The organism is Xanthobacter variabilis (genome assembly GCF_043831965.2).
Classification (GTDB): Bacteria; Pseudomonadota; Alphaproteobacteria; order Rhizobiales; family Xanthobacteraceae; genus Xanthobacter.
In genome coordinates this window covers 3,379,375-3,398,051 of sequence record NZ_CM195533.1, presented here as the reverse complement: position 1 = coordinate 3,398,051, position 18,677 = coordinate 3,379,375, and the positions used below count along the sequence as shown (strand labels likewise).

Annotated in this window: 17 protein-coding genes, 1 tRNA gene and 1 pseudogene; 8 read left to right on the top strand and 11 right to left on the bottom strand. The window is 67.2% G+C overall.

The window, feature by feature from the left end:
- Positions 1-122: 122 nt before the first annotated feature.
- Both V5F26_RS14895 and V5F26_RS14890 read right to left on the bottom strand, forming a co-directional pair.
- A complete protein-coding gene (locus V5F26_RS14895; RefSeq protein WP_394056670.1) occupies positions 123-1,133 on the bottom strand; it encodes an NAD-dependent epimerase/dehydratase family protein in 1,011 nt (336 codons plus the stop codon).
- Positions 1,134-1,808: 675 nt separating this feature from the next.
- Entirely contained in the window at positions 1,809-2,969 is a 1,161-nt protein-coding gene (locus V5F26_RS14890; protein ID WP_394946313.1) for a septal ring lytic transglycosylase RlpA family protein, read from the bottom strand.
- Between the two features lie 269 nt (positions 2,970-3,238).
- Here V5F26_RS14890 and V5F26_RS14885 point away from each other — a divergent pair.
- The 5 genes from V5F26_RS14885 (at position 3,239) to V5F26_RS14865 (ending at position 7,859) form a co-directional block, all read left to right on the top strand.
- Positions 3,239-3,328: transfer RNA gene (locus V5F26_RS14885), tRNA-Ser, on the top strand.
- 456 nt (positions 3,329-3,784) lie between these two features.
- Positions 3,785-4,138 (top strand): hypothetical protein, encoded by a 354-nt coding sequence (locus V5F26_RS14880; RefSeq protein WP_394056715.1) that lies wholly within the window; start codon positions 3,785-3,787, stop codon positions 4,136-4,138.
- Positions 4,139-4,176: 38 nt separating this feature from the next.
- The gene (locus V5F26_RS14875; protein ID WP_394056717.1) at positions 4,177-4,647 is read left to right on the top strand and encodes a DUF2271 domain-containing protein; all 471 of its coding nucleotides are present in this window, start codon (positions 4,177-4,179) and stop codon (positions 4,645-4,647) included.
- Positions 4,648-4,666: 19 nt separating this feature from the next.
- Positions 4,667-6,856: a PepSY domain-containing protein gene (locus tag V5F26_RS14870; RefSeq protein WP_394946311.1), complete on the top strand. Its 2,190-nt coding sequence runs from the start codon at positions 4,667-4,669 to the stop codon at positions 6,854-6,856.
- Positions 6,837-7,859 carry an FAD:protein FMN transferase gene (locus tag V5F26_RS14865; protein WP_394946310.1) on the top strand — a complete coding sequence of 341 codons (1,023 nt, stop codon included), beginning with the start codon at positions 6,837-6,839 and terminating at the stop codon, positions 7,857-7,859. The genes V5F26_RS14870 and V5F26_RS14865 overlap by 20 nt, the downstream gene beginning before the upstream one ends.
- Positions 7,860-7,972: 113 nt before the next feature.
- Here the strand turns inward: V5F26_RS14865 and V5F26_RS14860 are convergent, their stop codons facing one another.
- The 6 genes from V5F26_RS14860 to V5F26_RS14835 form a co-directional block, all read right to left on the bottom strand.
- A complete protein-coding gene (locus V5F26_RS14860; RefSeq protein WP_394946308.1) occupies positions 7,973-8,743 on the bottom strand; it encodes an HAD-IIA family hydrolase in 771 nt (256 codons plus the stop codon).
- On the bottom strand, positions 8,740-9,597 hold the full coding sequence (locus V5F26_RS14855) for a metallophosphoesterase (protein WP_394946307.1): 858 nt from the start codon (positions 9,595-9,597) through the stop codon (positions 8,740-8,742). Before V5F26_RS14855 ends, V5F26_RS14860 begins: the two co-directional genes overlap by 4 nt.
- Before the next feature lie 62 nt (positions 9,598-9,659).
- Positions 9,660-10,934, bottom strand: coding sequence for an ABC transporter substrate-binding protein (locus tag V5F26_RS14850; RefSeq protein ID WP_394946306.1), 1,275 nt, complete (start codon positions 10,932-10,934; stop codon positions 9,660-9,662).
- A gap of 65 nt (positions 10,935-10,999) precedes the next feature.
- Entirely contained in the window at positions 11,000-11,848 is an 849-nt protein-coding gene (locus V5F26_RS14845; protein WP_234050503.1) for a carbohydrate ABC transporter permease, read from the bottom strand.
- Positions 11,845-12,780 (bottom strand): carbohydrate ABC transporter permease, encoded by a 936-nt coding sequence (locus V5F26_RS14840; protein WP_394946305.1) that lies wholly within the window; start codon positions 12,778-12,780, stop codon positions 11,845-11,847. The genes V5F26_RS14845 and V5F26_RS14840 overlap by 4 nt, the downstream gene beginning before the upstream one ends.
- Positions 12,777-14,057: an ATP-binding cassette domain-containing protein gene (locus tag V5F26_RS14835; RefSeq protein ID WP_509210513.1), complete on the bottom strand. Its 1,281-nt coding sequence runs from the start codon at positions 14,055-14,057 to the stop codon at positions 12,777-12,779. Before V5F26_RS14835 ends, V5F26_RS14840 begins: the two co-directional genes overlap by 4 nt.
- Here V5F26_RS14835 and V5F26_RS14830 point away from each other — a divergent pair.
- Positions 14,002-14,904 carry a LysR family transcriptional regulator gene (locus V5F26_RS14830; RefSeq protein ID WP_394056730.1) on the top strand — a complete coding sequence of 301 codons (903 nt, stop codon included), beginning with the start codon at positions 14,002-14,004 and terminating at the stop codon, positions 14,902-14,904. The two genes, V5F26_RS14835 and V5F26_RS14830, sit on opposite strands and share 56 nt — an antisense overlap.
- A gap of 241 nt (positions 14,905-15,145) precedes the next feature.
- Here the strand turns inward: V5F26_RS14830 and V5F26_RS14825 are convergent, their stop codons facing one another.
- The 3 genes and pseudogenes from V5F26_RS14825 to V5F26_RS14815 form a co-directional block, all read right to left on the bottom strand.
- Complete coding sequence (locus V5F26_RS14825; RefSeq protein WP_394946303.1) at positions 15,146-16,066, bottom strand: oxidoreductase; 921 nt, start codon at positions 16,064-16,066, stop codon at positions 15,146-15,148.
- Positions 16,067-16,088: 22 nt separating this feature from the next.
- Positions 16,089-16,424 carry an aldo/keto reductase gene (locus V5F26_RS14820; RefSeq protein WP_394946302.1) on the bottom strand — a complete coding sequence of 112 codons (336 nt, stop codon included), beginning with the start codon at positions 16,422-16,424 and terminating at the stop codon, positions 16,089-16,091.
- Positions 16,425-16,479: 55 nt separating this feature from the next.
- A pseudogene (locus V5F26_RS14815) lies at positions 16,480-16,962 on the bottom strand (aldo/keto reductase); the annotation flags it as partial.
- 171 nt (positions 16,963-17,133) lie between these two features.
- Between V5F26_RS14815 and V5F26_RS14810 the strand changes: the two are divergent.
- Entirely contained in the window at positions 17,134-17,736 is a 603-nt protein-coding gene (locus tag V5F26_RS14810; protein ID WP_394056735.1) for a TetR/AcrR family transcriptional regulator, read from the top strand.
- Positions 17,737-17,841: 105 nt separating this feature from the next.
- The gene (locus tag V5F26_RS14805) at positions 17,842-18,675 is read left to right on the top strand and encodes an aldo/keto reductase (protein ID WP_394946301.1); all 834 of its coding nucleotides are present in this window, start codon (positions 17,842-17,844) and stop codon (positions 18,673-18,675) included.
- Positions 18,676-18,677: the final 2 nt, after the last annotated feature.

The following is an 18,677-nucleotide window of genomic DNA, read 5'->3' as shown; positions in this document are numbered from 1 at the left end:
GAGCTTCAGGTTTCCCTCAGGGTGTCCGCGCGGCGGCCACCGGTAGCCGGGGCTTCCTGGCACATTTCAGGCCCTGCCGAAAGGGGGCGAAGAACCCCCGGCTCCATGCCCGGCTACGGCGTTCAAACGCCGTAATAGTCCCGGTACCACGCAACGAACGACTTCACGCCCTGGTCGACGCTGGTGGCGGGCACATGCTGTGTCAGGGCGCGAAGCAGCTCCGGCGAGGCGTAGGTCTGTGGCACATCACCTTTCTGCATGGGCAGCATCTTGCGAATGGCGGGGATGCCCACGGCCGCCTCGATGGTGTCGATGAAGGGAAGCAGCCCCACCGGCTGGCCTCCGCCGATATTCACCACCCGATAGGGCCCCTGATGGGAAAGGGAATCGCTCACGCCCGGCGCGGTGACCCTGTTGTGCTCACCAGGGGCGATGGGGATGAGGCGCACAACGGCTTCGATGAGGTCGTCCACATAGGTGAAATCCCGCCGCATCTGGCCCTGCCCATAGATCTCTATGGGCTGCCCCTTCAGAATGGCGGAGACGAACTTGAACAGCGCCATGTCCGGCCGCCCCCAGGGGCCATAGACCGTGAAGAAGCGAAAGGCGGTGATGGGCATCTTCCACAGATGGGCATAGCTGTGCGCCATCAGCTCGCCGGCCTTTTTGGTGGCGGCATAAAGCGTTAGCGGCTCGTCCACCTTGTCGGCTTCCTCGAACGGCACTTTCTGGCTGGCGCCGTACACGGAACTGCTGGATGCGCTCAAAAGGTGCTGCACCTGCCAGCGCTTCGCCACCTCCAGCACATTCCAGGTGCCGAGCAGGTTGGAATCCACATACGCCTTGGGATTTTCAAGGCTGTAGCGGACGCCCGCCTGGGCCGCGAGGTGAATGATCACCTCCGGCTGTGCGAGTTCCGCCGCGGCGGCGAGGGCCTCGGCATCCTCCAACTGGCCCAGCACGGGCTGAAACGCCTCGAAGCGGGCGAGAATGGCGTGCCGGGCTTCCTTCAGTCGCACATCATAATAGGGGGTCATGCCGTCAAAGCCGACGACCCGATGCCCTTCTCCCAGCAGCCGTCTGGCGAGGTGAAAGCCGATGAAGCCGGCCGTGCCGGTGATCAGAAAGCGCATGGGGTGGGCTCTATCAACGATGGCCACAGAGAGACTGCCGCGACACCAGCGGCGCGGGACGAACTCATGAGCACGGAGATGGGCGGGAGGATGACAGCGTCCAGTGCGATGTCTCGGGAAATGCGATGTCTTCGGGAATGATCGCGTCGTCCTTATCACACGTTGGTGGCGCATGATCCCGGTTGGAGGCGGCGCCCGGCGCATGGCTGGCTTGTGGCATGCGGCCAGGGACCCCGCCGGCAACCCCATCACCGCAGCTGTCTAGAACATTTCGCCACTTCACGGAATTGGGGAGGTGCTCCCGATCATGGCTTTGGCGGGCTTCCTTCCCGCACCGGCTCTGCGGCCGCGCCGTGGCACGCAGCGGCCGCCGCGATGAGCAGGTGTTTCGAGGGGCAGGCGCGTCGGCACGTCTCACGGTTCCGCGGGTCGAGATGGGCACCGTGATTCGAAGGGTGGCTGTCTCGGTTCCTCGGCGTTGAGAGGAGAGGCCTCTCCCTTTTGCCGGGACCTTTGCGCGCGGCCATCTGCGAAAGCCGCTCAATCAACGGCCCGCGCTATCCGCGCGCAGCCTTCACCTTTGTCAATGTAGGGTAAGGCGAACAGATAGGACCCTCGCCGGATGCGTCGTTCCGATGAGCCCTGCTTGTCGTGACTGGAGCCGGGAAGAAGAGCTTAGTTGCCAGACGCCGAAACGCCGGCAAATCCCAGCCCGCTGACTGCAGCCGGCCCGGTCGACCACCCGTTGGAAGCGACATTCACCGCACGCGGCTGCGGCACCGTGGCCGCGACGGCCGACGGCGACATCGCTCCAGAGCCGGCGCGGGCCGGAGCGGGCTTCGCGGCCGCAGACTTGTCGGCGCCCGAGTGCGACGAGGCCTTCGCGTCGGCCACCTTGGTGGAGCCGTTCGGCTTGGCGGCCGCGCCCTTGGAGTTCGTCGTGTTCTTTGTCGCGGCCGCCCGCGCGGGCACCGGCGCCGCTTCCTCTTCGGCCGCGGCCACTTGCACCTGGTCATCCGCCCCAAGGTCATAGGGCCGGCTGAGCGGCAGCGGGGCTTCCGACGCTGTGGTGGGCACAGCCTCAGGAATATTCGGAACAAACGGCTTAGCCGAGGCAACCATGATGCCAGAATCAGCCGGGGCCTGGGCGGGGCCGCCATCCTGGCGCAGTGTCATGGCAAGCTTGGTGTCGTCGGAACCGTCGAGCGGGGCGCGCCCCACATATTCCACCCGCACCTTCGCCACGCCGTATTTGGCGAAGCCCAGGAGTTCGGCGGTGTGGTAGGAAACATCGACCAGGCGCCCCTTCACGTAGGGACCGCGATTGTTCACTCGGGCGATGATGGAGCGCTTATTGGCAAGATTCGTGACGCGGACATAGGACGGCATCGGCAGGGTGCGATGCGCGACGGAAATCGAAGCCATATCGAAGACTTCGCCATTAGCGGTCTTGCGGCCGTGGAAATCCCGCCCGTACCAAGACGCTGTGCCTTCCGCGACATAATCAGGATCTTCTGCCGGATAATAGGTCTTTCCGGCCACTTGGTAGGGCTTGCCTACCTTGTAGGAGCCGCCGCCCTTGGGAACAGGCTGCCCGTCGGCGACAACCCTGGGGCTGACCTCCACGCCGTAAGTAGGGTCCAGTCGGTTGTTTGCCGTTTCAACCGCGCTGCAACCTGCCAGCGAAAGGCCGACCAAGGCGCCACCGATAAGCAACATGAAGCCACGCCACGAAGAGGCTGCGACGGGTGCCATGGGCTGGCCGCCCGCTGCATTCGCCAGATCGTTCGACGCGCGCCTTTTGCTCATCCGCGGCTTGCCCCCGGTTATCGCCATGCCGTTTCGCACTATGCCACAAAGCTAGAGGCCTGAGGCAAGTACCTTCGCGCGGCGCAGTCGAACACCCCGCACGCTGGGCAAAGAAGAACACGAAAGGCGGCGAAAATGGGGCGGGCGCGACGGAATGGTAAACAGATCGTGGCTGATCGAAGGCGCGAGCTGAGCCGCCGGCACTCCCGAGACGGCAAAAGTGGGGGTGCGCGGAGGCGAGGCCTCGACGGATACGCCACGCATTTGCTAAGAGCCCGACTGCTTACCGCGGCGCAGGAAGGGTGGCCGAGTGGTTTAAGGCAGCGGTCTTGAAAACCGCCGTGGGTGCAAGCCCACCGTGGGTTCGAATCCCACCCCTTCCGCCATATCTCTTTGAAAATAAAAAGGAGCCCAGTCTCGGCGGGGCGCTCCCTGGGGTGATCCCGGGGTTTGGGGTTGCGTACCTGAGCTGGATCAGCGGCTGTACGACTCGCTAACTTGCCAGATTGCCGCTACGGCCCCGGGTCATTGGACGTCGAAACGGGCGCTTCGTGTTCTGGTCGTCGTGAATTTGCCAGAACGAGGGTCCACCTGGATGTCCTCAGGTGGACTACGGTCACCCCAGTTCGTGCCTCAGAGCCGCTTGGGGCTGTTCGCCTTGCGAATCCAGGAGGTGGATGCGGGAGCGACCCTCGGGACCGTCGCAGTGGTGCCGATGGGTGCCATTCACGCGGGCTGGCGCGAACCTGACACCAAGCTGAACGCCGATCCGCCTTGGGTTCAGGTCGCCGTCAGGTGGGTGCGGGAACGTGGGCCGGTCAAAACGAACCGGGAGCCCCCCAATGAAGACGCGCACGCTGATCGGCGCAGCCATCCTTTTGTCCACCGCCGGCGTGGGCGTGGCCCTCGCCGCCGCTGGGGCTGACCATTTCGCCCGCCATTCCGAGAGCCGTTTCGAGCACGGGGACCGCGATGGCAGCCATTGGCAGCGCCTCGCTGAAAGCGACCACCGCAAGGATCGCGACGATGCCTCGTCCAAGCGCCGCCATCACGACGATGACGACGACGATGAGGATGACGACGGCCACCGCGGTCGCAGCGCCCTGCCGCAGAGCGGCCCGAGCGATCCGAACGCGCCGGTGCCCGACAATGGCCTGTTCCAGGGCAAGGCCCGGCCCAAGGTCGAGGTGCAGTGAGCCTTCGGCTGTTCGTCCCATCGTCAAGGAAATTCCCGATGAAATTCGCTCTTCCCGCGCTGGCGGCCACCGCCGCGCTCGTGACGCCGGTGCTCGCCGAGGCCAGGCAGGTCACGTTCGAGACCACGCTGAAGAATTATGGCGGCAACGGTGCCTATGTGGTGCTCTACGTTACCGATGCTGCCGGGGCCTATAAGGGCACGCTCTGGATGGCGGGCGACAAGGCGAAATACTATCGCCATCTCTCCGACTGGCAGCGCGCCTCCGGCGGGCGGGCCACGGAGATCGACGGCATCACCGGCGCCAGCATCGGCTCCGGGAAAACGCTGAAGATCAGCCTCGACCTCGCGGATGCCATGATCGACGCGGGCTTCAAGGTGCATGTGGACACCGCCGTGGAAGACGGGATGGACAATCCTTCCGAGGTGGTGGTGCCCCTTGAGGCCGCCGCGTCCGGCAAGCCTGTTGCCGGCAAGGGCTATGTGAAGTCCTTCAGCGTCACTTTCTGATCTTCTGGGAAGACTTTCAATGCTACGCCGTCTTCATGGGCTGCCGGGCGTTGTGCTAGCGCTCGGCCTGTCCTTCATCGCCATCACGGGCGTCGTGCTCTCCGTCCAGCCGGCCATGGACCGGATGGCGGCGCCCGCCATCCCCGGGAATATGAGCGTGGCCGCCCTCGCGGAGGCCGTGGCGGCGCGCCATCAGTCTGTCGATACCATCCGCATGCGGGCGGATGGCACCTTCACCGTGGCCTTCGAGGACGCGGACGCGCGCGGCGTCGAGCGGCTGGACCCGGCCACCGGGGCGGGGCTCGGGCCCTATCAGGTGTCGGAAACCACGCGCTTCATCACCAATCTGCACCGCGCCTTCCTCATGGGCGACGCGGGGCGGGTGGCGGCCGGTGCCGGTGCCTTCGCCATGCTGGCGCTGAGCGTGTCGGGCCTTGTCCTGCTCGCTCGCCGGCTTGGCGGGGCGCGGGCGCTGCTGCGGCCCATCCGGGGCACACCAGCCCAGCGCTGGCATGGCGAATTGGGCCGCCTCGCGACTGTGGGCCTCATCGTTTCTTCCCTGACGGGCCTTTGGATGTCCGCGGGAACGTTTGGCCTCATTCCGCAGCCGCAGGCGCCCGTGGCTGAGGTCACCGCCAGCGGCGGCGCACCGGCCCCCGTGGGCAGCCTTTCGGCGCTCAGAGGCACCAAGCTTTCGGAGCTTCGCGAGCTGACATTCCCCGCTGCGGGAGATGCCACCGGCACTTATGTGCTGCGCACCGCTGCGGGCGAGGCCGTGATCGATCCGGCGACGGGCGACCAGCTCGCCTTCACCCCCGCTTCCGCGCTGGAACGCCTCGATGGCGTTTTCCGCATGCTCCATACGGGGCGCGGCGGGGCCTGGCTGCTGGGGCTGCTTCTCGGCCTTTCGGCCCTTGCAGTTCCTGTGCTGAGCGGCACCGGCATCGTTATGTGGGTGCGCAGGCGCGCGGCCAGGCCGCGCATCGTGGCCAATGTTCCCGTGCGCGCGGCCGACACGGTGATCCTGGTGGGCAGTGAAGCCAATTCCACCTGGGGCTTCGCCGGAACGCTCCACAAGGCCCTCACGGCCGCCGGCCACCATGTCCACACCGCCGCCATGAGTGAAATCGGGCCGGAGCACCTGAAGGCTGAGCGCATGCTGATCCTTGCCGCCACCCATGGCGACGGCGCGGCGCCCGCGTCCGCTGCTGCCTTCCTCTCCCGTCTCTCGGGGCTTGAGGGCAAGGTGCCCGTCGCCGTGCTCGGCTTCGGCGATCGCAGCTTCCCGCGTTTCTGTGGCTTTGCGGAGGATGTGGCGGGCGCGCTGCAGGCCAAGGGCTGGCCACTGCTTATGCCCATGAAGCGCATCGATCGGCGTTCGGCCCAGGAGTTCGCCCAATGGGGGCAGGACCTCGGCGCGGCGCTCGGCCACGAGCTGACCCTCACGCACATCGCCGAGACACCGAAGACCCAGGTCTTGACGCTGGTGGAGCGGGAGGATTACGGGGCGGCGGTCGGGGCTCCCGTGGCCATCCTGCGCTTCCGCATGCCTCAGAGCAGGGGGCACGCGTCCCCCCTGCCGGAGTTCGAAGCGGGGGATCTTCTGGCCATCGTGCCGCCGGGCAGCGCCATGCCGCGCTTCTATTCGCTGGCGTCCTCCACCCGGGACGGCATGGCGGAGATCTGTGTGCGGCTGCGCGAAGGGGGGCTGTGCTCCAGCTTCCTCCATGGGCTCAAGGCGGGCGACGAGGTTGATGCCTTCATCCGCACCAACCCCACCTTCCACCCCGCCGAAGGGCGCATGCCGCTCATCCTCATCGGCGCCGGAGCGGGCATCGGGCCCCTTGCTGGCTTCGTGCGGGCCAATGCGCCGGGGCGGCCGGTGCACCTGTATTGGGGCGGCCGTAGCCCGTCTTCCGATTTCCTCTATGAGCACGAGCTGGCCCGGCATCTGGCGGAAAAGCGCCTCACCTCGCTTTCCACCGCCTTCTCGCGCGCTCCGGCCGGGAGCGCCTATGTGCAGGACCGCATTGCCGCCGATGCGCCGCGCCTGCGGGAGCTGATCCGCCAGGGTGCCCAGATCCTGGTTTGCGGCGGGCGCGACATGGCTGAAGCGGTGCGCCGGGCGCTCGATCCCATCGTGCATCCGCTCGGCCTCGACCTCGCCACCCTCAAGACCCATGGACGGTATGTGGAAGATGTCTACTGAAACGGCTCCCATCCCCTTGCGCCGCCATGCCCTGAACGGTCCCGCCATGGGCTCGCGCTGGTCCTGCGTCTTCTGGGCCGCGGAAGGCTTCGATGCCGGAGCGCTCGAGCGCGACCTGCAGGCGGCGGTGGACCGTGTGGAGCAGCAAATGTCCACCTGGCGCGCCGATTCCGACCTCGAACGCCTCAACGCCGCGCCCGTTGGCCAGTGGATGCCCGTCCCCAAGGCGCTCATGGCGGTGCTCGCCACCGCCTTGGAGATTGGCCGCCTGTCGGAGGGGGCGTTCGACATTGGCGTGGGCGATCTGGTGCGGGCTTGGGGCTTCGGCGGCGGCGCCCGCACCCCCGATCCGCTCCGGATCGCCGCGTGCGAAGGCCGCCCCGCCTTTGCGGCGCCCAAGACGCTCCAGCTCGATCCCCTTGGCGGCCGGGCCCGGCGTCTCGGCCCGCTGCGGCTCGACCTCTCGGGTATCGCCAAGGGCTTCGGGGTGGACGAGCTGGCGCGGGTGATGGGCGCGGCGGGCCTCTCCTCCTGGCTGGTGGGCATTGATGGCGAGATGCGCGCTGAGGGGCGCAAGCCCGATGGCCGCCCCTGGACGGTCGCCCAGGAGAAGCCTGATGCCGGCGCACGCGAGATCCTCGGCATCCTGGAGCTCTCGGGCGCGGCCGTGGCCACCTCGGGTGGCTATCGTCATCGGGCGCGGGTGGGGGAGCGGACCGCCTCCCACACCATGGACCCGCGCCGCGGGGTGCCGCTTGACGCGGACCTCGCCGCCGTCACCGTGCTGGCCGAAACCTGCATGGCCGCCGACGCATGGGCCACAGCCCTTCTGGTGACGGGCGCGGAGCACGGCCCCGCGCTGGCCCGGCGCCTCGGCCTTGTCGCCCTGTTTGTGCGGGCGGACGGCAGCGTGGTCACCGTTTGGCCCGATGCGAGCGCGGCCGCGCTTCCGCCCGCCGCACCGCCGGCGCTGGGACTGGGGAGATTGCCCCTCACCCCGTGACCGCTCAGTGCCCCGGGCGCCGCCGACCCATTGATCCAGCGGTCGGGGGACCGGTTTGCGGGCCGCGGGCTGGCGCATCCGTTTGGTCGCGGAGAGAAGGCGTGCTTCCGCCCTTATCGCAGAGCGTTCAGATCGGCGGCGACCGCGTGGCCGCCGCGTCCGATCTGGATCCCCATCGTCCCGATCGCTTCGGCGCCCACGAGATCGGTTTCGTGGTTGTCGCCGATCATCACGGCGTCACGCGGGTCGATGCCGGCAAGGGCGGCGTGGAAGATGGTCGGTTCAGGCTTCCCGACGACCGTGACCGCGGCATGCGGGACTGCCGCGCGCAGGGCCGCCAGAAAGGCTCCCGTCTCGATCAGGGGGCGGCCGGAGCGATCGGGGCGCCAGCGATCGGGGTTCGCGACGATGATCGGCACGCCGTGATGCGCGGCATCGACGACGCGCTGGAGATGTCCGGCATCGAAGGCGGGATCGTTGCACAGCAGCACCACGTCCGGCTGCACGCTCGCTACCTCAAGCCCGCGGCGCGCTGCCTCCGCGCGGATGGCGGCGGTGGCGAGGATCATCACGCGGGCGCCGGAATAGTGCCGCGCCACGTGCTCGGTCGCCAGCTCTCCGGCAAGGAAGCAGCGTTCCGCCGGCACGTCCAGGCCGATCGCCGCCAGCCGCGCGGAGAGGGTGACAGCGACGTCCGTCGAATTGTTGGTGACAAGACGCAGCCGCTCGCCCATCCGGGCGACGAAATCGATCGCGCCCGGGCAGGGGGCCTCGCTCTCGACCAGGCAGCCGTCCACATCGCAAAGCACGACGCGGGCAGTGGCGATCCGCGCGCGGGCCTGTTCAAGCGTTGAGGGCTGGGAGAATGAGGGGGCCCGGTTCATTCGGCGCTCGTGCCGAGCGCGTAGGAGCGGCCCACGGTCTCTTCGGCAATGAGTGAGAACCGGGCATCCTCGTCGGTCACGTCAACGAAATGGACGACGAGCGATTGATCGTCGATGAGGATAACCGCATAGCCCGGCGGTTCACGGCTGCCCACGATGTCGTCCGAGGCCGCCCGCCCGTCGATCCGCAAATGCCCGTCGAGCGCCAATTGATGGTTGAGCCCGCGGGTTCCGGAGAACGACCAGCCGCGCCATGAGCCCGAGATCGGCCGGTGCAGGTGCCCGAAAAACAGGTGACGGATGCGCGCGCGGTGTGGCTCCAGGACGGCGGCGAGCGCATCGGCATCGGCCAGCGCGATGGCGTCCATGGGCGCCACCCCGACGGAAAGCGGCGGATGGTGCATGAAGACCGCGACATCGCCGACGGTGGCCTCAAGGGCGCCGGCGAGCCACGCCTGACGCGTTTCGCAGAAGCTTCCGATGTGACGGCCCGGTGTCACCGTGTCGAGGAAGAGGCAGGTGAGATCACCGATCCGCCGATGCCCCTGAACGAAGCCGTTTTCATCGCCCATCGCACCGGGAAAGGAGCGTTTGAAGGTCTCGCGGTCATCGTGGTTGCCGATCAGGCAGACGACCGGCAGGCCGGCGCGCGCCCACTCGGCCGCGAAGGTGGCGTAGGCATCCCCCTCACCCCAATGGGCGAGATCGCCGGTGGCCACATAAAGGTCGGCGTCGTCATGGCGCGCCTGGATGTCGGCGATCGTGCGCGCGAGACGCTCTCGCGGGTCGAGGCCATAGAGGCGGTGGGGCGCCGCGACGATGTGGGCGTCGCTGAGATGGACGATCTTGATCATGAAAGGAACCCGGGCGAGAGGTCAAAGCTCCCCCGGCGGTGGTTGCCGGGGGAGATGCGGCGTCAGTTCTTTGCCGGCAGGAGGGCCTGGACGTCGCTCGCCATGTCGGTGAGGACCGCGTCTGCCTCGCTGGTGCGGCTGCCATCCATCACCGACTGCAGCCGGTCCTTGATCACGTCGGTGATCTTCAGGCCATTGGCGCCGGGGAAGGCGTACCAGTTGGTGAGGTAGGGAAGCTGGGCGACGGCGGTGAACTGGTTCGGGTTGCGCGCATAGAAGTCGGCCAGACGGTCGGCGGCCTTCTTGTTGGGCGCCATGTAGCCGGTGTTTTCGACCATGATCGCGCCGCCCTGGGCGCCGGTCCAGAACTTGACGAGCTCCCAGGCCGCCTTGCGCTTGGCGGGATCGGTCGCGGTGATCATCATGACGTTGCCGCCGGCGGGGAGGCGGGAGACACCGGGCACCAGCCCCGGAAAGGGCGACGTCTTCATGGTGAAGCGGTCGCCGATCTGCTTGGTCAGCGTGTTCACATAAGCGGTGGTGGTGAGGAGCACGCCAACCTGGCCGGCGGCGAAGGCGGTGCGCATATCGTTGCCGGAAATGTTCGGCGTCTTGGTCTCGGTCACCATGCGGGCCAGCGTGCCGATGGCCTTGCGACCGGCCTCGCCGTCGAACGCGACGCGCGTTTCATCGCCATTCATCATGGTGCCGCCATTGTCGAAAACCAGCGCCTGGAACAGCCAGTTGCCGGAAATGGGCCATTCGGCGACCATGCCGTGAATGCCGGGCTTCCCCCCCTCGATCTTGGCGGCGAGGCTGATGACGCCATCCCAGGTGGTCGGCAGCGCGGCGGGATCGCCTCCGGCGAGCTTCACCAGATCCAGATTGAAATAGGCGATGGGCAGCGACACCGCGAAAGGCACGCCATAGATCTTGCCGCCGATGGAGCCGGCATCGAACATGGCCTGGTGGAAGCCCTCGGCATCGAAGTTCTTCTCGGCGGCGACAAAGTCGTCGAGCGGCACGGCCACCTTCTTGTCGGCCAGCGCACGCACCCGGTTCAAGGCCTGGAAGGTGACGTCCGGCCCCGTGCCCGTCATCGCCTCGCGCAGGATGCGCTGGGTGGCGTCCTCATAGTCCTTGTAGGGGGCACGGAAGGTGACCTCGATGTCGGGATGCTCGGCGGCGAACGCCTCGGCGATGCGCCGATGGGTCTCGTTGAAGACGTCCCCATAGGGATATTGGACGACGATCTCGGTCGGCGACTGGGCGAGGACCGGGCCACCGGCGAGCGTCAGCCCGAGCGTGAGAACGGAAAGCGAGAGTTTCGCGTGCATCGAAGGGGTCTCGTGTTGCGAGCGCATGGACCGGCGCCCTGTGGCGGATGTGGAGGGAAGGCGCGTCACTTGAACCCGGCGAAGGCAATGCCTTCGAGGAAGCGGCGCTGGGCGAGGAGAAAGGCGGCGACGAGCGGCAGCACGATTACGGTCGCGGCCGCCATGAGGGGGCCGTAGCTGGTCCCCGCATCGTCGTTGCGGAAAGCGACGACGCCGAGCGGCGGCGTGAAGAGCGTGTCGGAGGACACCGCGACGAGCGGCCAGAAATAGTCGTTCCAATGGGCCACCACCGAAAAGATGGCGAAGGCCGAAATCGCCGGTCCCGCTGCCGGAACCATCACCCGCCAAACGATCGCGAGTTCCGACATGCCGTCCATCCGCGCCGCATCCACAAGCTCACCCGGAATGCCCTGAAAGAACTGGCGCATCAGGAAGATGCCGAAGACGGAGATCGCGAAGGGCGTCACCAGGGCGGCATAGGTATCGAGCAGCCCAAGGGCGTGGAGGCCCACGAACAGCGGCACCGCGATGGCGTGGTAGGGAACGAGCAGCCCGAACAGCACCGCGCCGAAGAGCAGACGCCGGCCCCGGAACTCCGATTTGGAAAGAGCGAAGGCCGCCGGGACGGCGATCAGCAATTGGAGCGCCAGGATCGTCGCGGTGACGACCACGCCATTGAGGAGATAGCGCCCGAGGGGCACCGCGGCGAAGGCGCTGGCATAGTTCTCGGCGGCCCAGAAGCGGTGCGGCCAGAGGTGGAAGTCGCGCGTCAGGATCTCGTCGGGAGCCTTCAGCGAGGTGGCGACCATCCACACGAAGGGCGCGAGCGTGACGGCCGCGAGGGCGATAAGCGCCGCGTTCCGCAGCACGGAGGCGACCGACAGGCCGCGGGGGAGCTTTGGAAGCCGGCTCACTTCAGATGAATCCTCTTCTCGACCACAACCACCTTGGTCAGCGTCAGCACCAGCATGGCGGCGACGAAGAGAACGGCGATCGCCGCGGCCCGGCCGGTGCGGAAGAATTCGAAGCCCTCCGCGTACATGGTGTAGAGCAGCACCTCGGTCGCCTTGTTGGGGCCGCCCTTGGTCAGCGCATGCACGGTGTCGAAGACCTGGAACGAGCGGATGGTCGAGATGACCACGACGAACAGCGTCACCGGCGCGAGCAGCGGCCAGGTGACGAGCCGGAAGCGCGACCAGGCGGAGGGCGCGCCGTCCATCTCGGCGGCGTCGTAAAGCGCCTGGGGAATGCCCGAGAGGCCGGCCAGGAACAGCACCATCGCGAAGCCGAACTGCTGCCAGATACCGATGACGGCGAGGGCGGGAAGCGCGGTCGCGCTGTTCTGCAGCCAGTTGACCGGGGCGATCCCGACTAGGCCGAGCATCCCATTCACGAGGCCGAAGGTGGGATGGAGCATGAATTCCCAGACGATGGCCATGGCGATCAGCGAGGCCATGACGGGCAGGAAAAACACCGTCCGCCAGACGGGCGCGAGAATGCCGCTGCCTTGCAGCATCAGCGCCGTGGCGAGGCCCAGGGCGGTTGATCCGGCGACCACCTCGACCACATAGACCACGGTGTTCACGATCGATCGCCAGAACACCGGATCGGCGGCGAGATCGGCATAGTTGGCGGCACCGACGAAACGCCAGGCTTCCGCGCCCAGCTGATAATCGGTGAGGGAGAGCGCCACCACGGCGGCCATGGGCAGCGCCAGGATGAGGATGATGAGCATCGCCGCCGGCGCGACGAGCCCCCATGCGGCGCGCTCTTCGTGCGGACGGCGCACGCGCTCGGTCTCGACCGGCTGACGGGGAAGGGCAGCGGAGCGTGACATCTCGGTCATGCCCTTCCCCCCACCACAGAGCGCAGCCGCCGCCCGGCCTTGTCGAAGGCGAGCAGCCGGTCGGGGCGGATCGAGAGCCCCCAGGTCTCGCCGATGCGCGGGCGCGGATCGTGCGGATCGCGGCGCACCAGGAGCGGCGCGGTAGCGGTCGCCGTCGCTACATGGACCATCAGGTCGCTGCCGAAATTCTCGAGGTGGACGATCGAACCGGAGAGCTGGGCGCCGGCGGCCTCGACGAGCTCCACCGCCTCCGCGCGGAAGGCAAGGCGCAGCCCCTGCGGATCGGGAACACGCCCGATATCGAGGCCGAGTGCCGTGGCGAGGTCCGCGTCGGCGGCGATCACGTTGATCTTCGGCGAGCCGACGAACTCGGCGACGCTGAGCGTATCCGGGTCGGCATAGACCTCATCCGGCGTGCCGATCTGGAGGATTGCTCCATCCATCATCACCGCGATCCGGTCGGACATGGTCATGGCCTCGGCCTGATCATGGGTGACGTAGACGAAGGTGGTCTCAAGCCGGTGGTGGAGCGACGCGATCTCGGCGCGCATCTCGACGCGCAGCTTGGCGTCGAGATTGGAAAGCGGCTCGTCCATCAGAAAAGCCTTCGGCCGCCGCACCATGGCGCGGCCGAGGGCGACGCGCTGGCGCTGGCCGCCGGAGAGTTCGCCCGGCCGGCGGTGGGCCAGTTTGGTGATGCCCAGCGTCTCCGCCACCCGCGTCACGTCGGCCTCGATCGCGGCCCGGGCGGCACGGCTTCCCGCAAGATGGCGGCCGACGAAGGGCAGCCGCTGCGCCGCGGTCAGCCGGCGCATGACGAGCGGCACGGCGATGTTCTCGGCGACCGTCAGATGCGGATAGAGCGCGTAGTTCTGGAACACCATGGCGAAGTCGCGGTCGCGTGCCGGCAGCTGGTCCACGCTTGCGCCCGCGAGCCGGATGGTGCCGCGATCCTCGCGCGTCAGGCCGGCGATGATCCGCAGCAGGGTGGACTTGCCGCAGCCCGATGGACCGACCAGGGACAGGAATTCGCCCGCTTTCACGTCGAGGTCGATGCCCCGCAAAACGGGCGTTCGCCCGAACCTTTTCTCGATGCCGTCAATCTCGATACGTGCCATGTGGCGTCCTTCCGTCGCCAGGGGCATAGAAGATTGATTTGCAGTCACGATGACATGATATAAAAGTGATTTATGGGCCCCCGAAAATTGGGGAGATCGAACCATGTCGAGCGAGCTGCCGAGCTGGGCCCAGCTGCGGGCCTTCAATGCCGTTTTCAAGGACGGATCGATTTCCCGAGCGGCCCACCGTCTTGGCCTGACTCAGCCGGCGGTGACGGCCCAGATCCGTGCCCTCGAACGCGCCCACGACGTTCTGCTTTTTGAACGCACGGGATCAGGCATGCGCCCAACCGCGCTCGCCCGCAGCCTTTATGCCGAGACCGATGGGCTCGACACCATCGCCGATGTGGCGGCGAGCCTTCTCGGCGCATCGCGGGCGCTGAAAAGCGGCGAATTGTCCATTGCGGTGGGGGCGCCCAATCCGGCGATGGCGCTGATCGCCGAATATCACCGCCGCTTCCCCGGGGTGCGCATCACCACGAGTTTCGGCAATTGGGGCGAGGTGACCGCAGCCATTCGTGAGCGGCGCTGCGATGTGGCCATCGCAACCGAGGCGCCCAAGGACGATGACGTTGTCGCCGTCTCCTTCGCGTCGCAACGGGTCGTCGCAATCGTCGCGTCCGATCATCCACTGGCACGGCGACCGCAACCTCTGCCGCTTGCCGAGGTCGTCGCACACCCTGTCATCTTCCGGCCGCCGCCCTCGCTCACCCAGCGCAAGCTGGAAGCGGCGCTGTCACGCGCGAAGCTCGCTGCCGACCCGGTGGTGACGCTCGGCACCCGGGAAGCCTTGATTGAGGCGGTGACGCAGGGCATCGGCGTCGGTTTCATGTTCGACCTTGCGACCAACCGCCAAGAGGGCCTCGTGCGCTTGCAGGTGGCCGAGCTCGCCGACGTCCATCACGAGGACGTCTTCTGCCTTCTCCCGTACCGTCGGCGGAGGAGCGTGGCGGCACTCTTCGAGGTGGCGGAAGAAATTCGCTCTGACCTCTGGGCGGCCCGCTAAGACGACCAGGCCTGTTCCGTGCTGCGCACATGCGTGTCGTCGCCCCGCGCAAAGAATCCGCATCCATGCGGGGCGCTCAAATCCAGCCTCTGTCCCATCGCCAGGCGTTGCCATCTGGTGCGCAACACGCTCTCGCGCCGCGAATTCGTGCGGGATGCTTGGAACGACGGCCCTCGCGGGGGGCAGCCCCGGCGCGAAGGCCATTGGGATTTGCGCCGGCATCGTGCGGTGGTGATGCTGCTCACGCGGGCGGGAGGCCGGGATCGATGCCCGTCATGGCAATCGAGGCGTTCCACAACCGGCACGCGGATACTGCATCGGTGGCCTGTGGCGCCCGCCGCGCCATGCCGGATCTTCCCCTGATCTCACGGAACCCCAGCGGGCCGTAATACGCACCGGCACGGATTTCGCCGGTGGCGGCCTGCAGGGTTGGCCAGGCACCCATGGCGGCAGAATTCGAGAAGGGGCTGAAGATTGGCCACAGGAGACCGATGCCGGGCATGTGGCGGCCGAGGTCGGTGGCGGCGAAGCCCGGATGGCAGCCCACCGCCGTCACCGGCGAACCGGCGGCGCGCAGGCGCCGGTCGAGTTCGAACAGGAACAGCAGGTTGGCCAGCTTGCTCATGCTGTAACGCGGCCATCTCCTGTAACCCTTGTGGGCATTGAGATCGTCCCAGTCGATCCGGCCCCAGGTGTGGGCGACGCTGCCGGTGACCACGACCCGTGCCCCCGGCGTCTGCGCGAGCTTGGGCAGCAGCAGAGCGGTGAACGCAAAGGCCCCGAGGTGATTGACACCGAACTGAAGCTCGAAACCCTGTTTCGTGCGCATCAGCGGCGGCACCATCACGCCGGCATTGTTCACCAGCGCGTCGATGCGCGGCTCGCGCACCAGTTCCGCGGCGGCGCGACGAATGCTGTCGATATCCCCCTGATCATAAAGGAGGTGACGAAGATCGGCGCCGGGTGCCTCCGCTGCGATCCTGCCGATGGCCGCGTTCGCCTTGGCTTCGTCGCGGCAGGCGAGAATGATGCGCGCGCCGCGGGCGGCGAGCACGCGGGAGGCTTCGAAGCCCAGGCCGGTATTGGCCCCGGTGACCACGAAGCACTTGCCCGACTGATCCGGAACGTCGGCGGCAGTGAAGCCCGATCGGCGGCTGGTCATGCAATGTCTCCCTGGCTTCTGGTCAAGATCGCCACATCTGAAGGATCTGCGGGGCGTCGCGGCCACCCGCGATGGCGCCGGGCGCGAACATGCTGTCGAGCGCGGCAAGATCCTCCGCCGACAGGTCGATATCCATGGCCGACAGATTCTCGGCGATGCGGCCACGCCGGCTCATGTCCACCAGCGCGACGATGTCTTTCCCCTGCGCCAGGACCCAGGCGGCGAGCTGCGTCGGGGTCCAGCCTTTCGCCAGCGCGAACGCGGTGAACCGCGCGACCACCTTCGGGTTTCCGGTCAGCGCTTCGCCCTGCAGCCACGGCGTCCAGTTGCGCGGATCGTCCGCGGCGAGGGGCCCCATTGATGCCACCCGCCAGAAGACCTTGCGCGGCGACGCTGCAGGCGACGATGCCGACGCCGAGTTGGCGCGCCACCGGCAGCAGGTCATCCTCGATGGCGCGGCCGGCCAGCGAATACTCAAGCTTCACCGCCGTCACGGGATGAAGCGCGTGGGCGCGGCGCAGCTGGTCGCCGGTGACCTCGGACAGGCCCAGATGGCGGACCTTGCCCTCCTGGATCAGCTCCGCGATGGCCCCCATCGTATCCTCGATCGGAACCGAGGTTGGGACGCGGCCGGGCTGGTAGAGATCGATAACCTCGGTATCCAGGCGATCCAGCGAGTAGGAGCAGAAGTTCTTGACCGCGCGGGGGCTGATGTCCGAGCCCAGTGGCTGGTCGCGCAGGGCCTCCCGCACCAAGAGTTCATTATGGCCCATGCCATAGAAGTCGCCGGTGTTGATCAGCCGCAGGCCTGCATCAAGAGCTGCCTGGATGGTGGCGATGCTCTCGCCATCCTGTGCTGCGTCATGCCGGCCCGGCTGGGGGCGCAGCGGCGACATGCCCATGCAGCCCAGACCAAGCGCCGGAAGCTCGGGACCGTTTCGCCCCAGACGATGGGTTTTCATCGGGGAGCTCCATTGTTAGAATGCTCGCTCTATTTAAATGCGAGCAGGCTCCCTTCGTCGTCAATATGGATAGAGCGATCGCTCTAATAAATTTCAAGGACCCCCATGCGTAAGCTCGACCCCATCCGGCACGAGGAGAAGCGGCAGGAGATCCTGGCGGCGGCGAACCGCTGTTTCGAGCGCAGTGGCCTCAAGGGCGCGTCGATCTCGGATATCTGCAAGGAGGCGGGCATCAGTCCTGGCCACCTCTATCATTACTTCCAGAGCAAGGACGCGATCATCGCCACGCTGTCCGAGGCCTGGCTCTCCCGGACGCGCGAACGGTTCGAGGGCTTGTCCGCGCTGGAAGGGAATGTTGCCGCGGCGCTGGTGGTCGAGATTGGACGACTGGCGCCGAGTGGCCCCAATTCCGGAACGGAACTTGTTTTCGAGATGCTGGCGGAAAGCACGCGCAATCCGGCCATGGGGGAGATCATTCAGGCGCACAGCCGCAGCCTGCGCGCCATCATCGCCGACGTCTTGCGGACGGGGCAGAAGCGCGGCGATGTGCGTGCCGATCTCGATGTGGAACAGGCGGCCACCGTCGCCGTCGCCGTGGTGGATGGGCTGAAGGCCCTTAGCCTTCGGGCCCCCCAGGCTGATCGGCAGCCCGCGGCGGCGCTTTTCCAGAACATGTTGGAGGGTCTCATCAAAGGGGAAGGCCCCTAGGCGGCGCGTTGGCGGGGGGCGGTCGGCGATGGCGCAGTGCTTTTCGGGAATCGCCGCAATGCTCTATCAGTGGAGCCATGGTTCGCGACCCGGCGAGGACGGCAGATGCGCAAGACGGTTCAACTTCCCGGCGGAGAGACGGTTTCCGCGCTGGGGCAGGGCACCTGGTACATGGGGGAGCGGGCGGAGCAGCGCGCGGCGGAGGTCGCGGCCCTGCGCGCCGGGCTCGATCTCGGGATCGATCTCATCGACACCGCCGAGATGTATGGTGAGGGCGGCGCGGAAGAGGTGGTGGGCGAGGCCATCGCCGGGCGGCGGGATGGCGTTTTCCTCGTCAGTAAGGTCTATCCCCATAATGCGAGCCGCGCCGGTGTGGTGGCCGCCTGTGAGCGCAGCCTGCGGCGCATGGGGACGGACCGCATCGACCTTTATCTTCTGCACTGGCGCGGCGAGCATCCGCTCCGTGAAACCATTGCCGGCTTCGAGACGCTGCAGCAGGCCGGCAAGATCCGCCATTGGGGCGTCAGCAATTTCGACGTCGCGGACATGGAGGAGCTGAAGGCCGCCGGGGGCGGGGCCTGCGCCGCCAACCAGGTGCTCTACAATGCCAGCCGGCGCGGACCGGAGTTCGACCTTTTCCCTTATCTGTCGGCGGCCGGCATTCCGGTGATGGCCTATAGCCCCATCGAGCAGGGGCGCCTGCCGCGTGAGGGGGCGCTGGGGCGCGTCGCGCGCAAGCATGGGGTGGATGCGTTCCAGGTGGCGCTGGCGTGGGTGATGCGCCGGCCGGACGTGATCGCCATTCCCAAGGCGACTCGCATCGCCCATGTGGAGGCCAATGCGCGCGCCCTCGAAATCGTGCTCGATGCCGGTGATCTCACGGAGATCGACCGGGATTTCCCCCCGCCGGCCGGCAAGGTCGAGCTGGAGATGATCTGATC